The sequence below is a fragment of the Kitasatospora sp. NPDC002543 genome (genome assembly GCF_053594915.1).
The window spans coordinates 1-1016 of record NZ_JBSFWR010000278.1; the positions used below are offsets into that span (position 1 = coordinate 1).

2 protein-coding genes are annotated in these 1016 nt (G+C 66.5%); one reads left to right on the forward strand and one right to left on the reverse strand.

The annotated features are described in order from the left end of the window. Positions 1-291, reverse strand: a 291-nt coding sequence (locus ACWD4P_RS38570) for a MarR family winged helix-turn-helix transcriptional regulator (protein ID WP_449782861.1), incomplete at its 3' end; no start/stop codon positions are given. A gap of 141 nt (positions 292-432) precedes the next feature. On the opposite strand from ACWD4P_RS38570, the gene ACWD4P_RS38575 reads away from it, so the two are divergent. Then, positions 433-1016, forward strand: a 584-nt coding sequence (locus ACWD4P_RS38575; RefSeq protein ID WP_449782862.1) for an MFS transporter, incomplete at its 3' end; no start/stop codon positions are given.

Genomic DNA, 1016 nt, shown 5'->3' on the forward strand with positions numbered 1-1016 from the left:
GGTGGGGCAGAGGTAGCGGGCGAGCAGGCCGCGGTCTTCAAGGCGGGTCACCAGGCGCGTGGTGGCGCTCTGGCTGAGGACGACGGCGTCCGCGACCTGCTTCATCTGCAGGTGACCGCCTTCACCGTCGTGCTGGCGGCTGAGGACATCGAGCAGCGAGTACTCCCGCACGCTCAGGTCGTGCTTGGCCTGCAGAGCGCGCTCGATATGGGTCTCGATCCTCCCGTGGAGCAGGGAGAGAGCGCACCAGCCCTGGGCCAGGGCGGTGAGTGCGGGGTCTGTGGCGGTCATGGCTCTAGTTCCTCCGTCCCGAAGCAGCTGAACCCAGGATAGTCCACGTGTGAAATTGTCGGCGCTTGCAAGTAATGCGCGCCTGCAAGTATTGTGAACGCACGCAAAGCGCATCTGCAACAGTCTGGGAAGGTGAACCCTATGCCTCTCGCGCTTCTGGCTCTCGCGATCGGGGCCTTCGGGATCGGAACCACGGAATTCGTGATCATGGGGCTGCTCCCCGAGGTCGCGGGCGACTTCGGCGTCTCCATCCCCACAGCCGGATTTCTGGTCACCGGCTACGCCCTCGGCGTCATGCTCGGCGCACCCCTCATGACCATTCTGGGCACCCGCATGTCACGCAAGCGGATGCTGCTGCTCCTGATGGGCCTGTTCATCGTGGGCAACGTGCTCTCCGCGGCGGCGCCCGTCTTCCTCGTCATGGTGATCGGCCGCGTGGTCGCCTCACTCGCCCACGGCGCTTTCTTCAGAATCGGCGCGGTCGTCGCGGCCGAGCTGGTCGCCCCCGAGAAGAAGGCCGGAGCCATCGCCATGATGTTCACCGGCCTGACCGTCGCCAACGTCGTCGGCGTACCCCTGGGCACGCTCATCGGCCAGAGCATCGGCTGGCGGGTCACCTTCGTGGTCGTCGCGGCGCTCGGAGTCGTCGGACTGCTCGGCATCGCCAAGCTCGTCCCCGACATGCCCAAGGCCGAAGGCGTCCACCTGCGACACGAGCTCGCGGC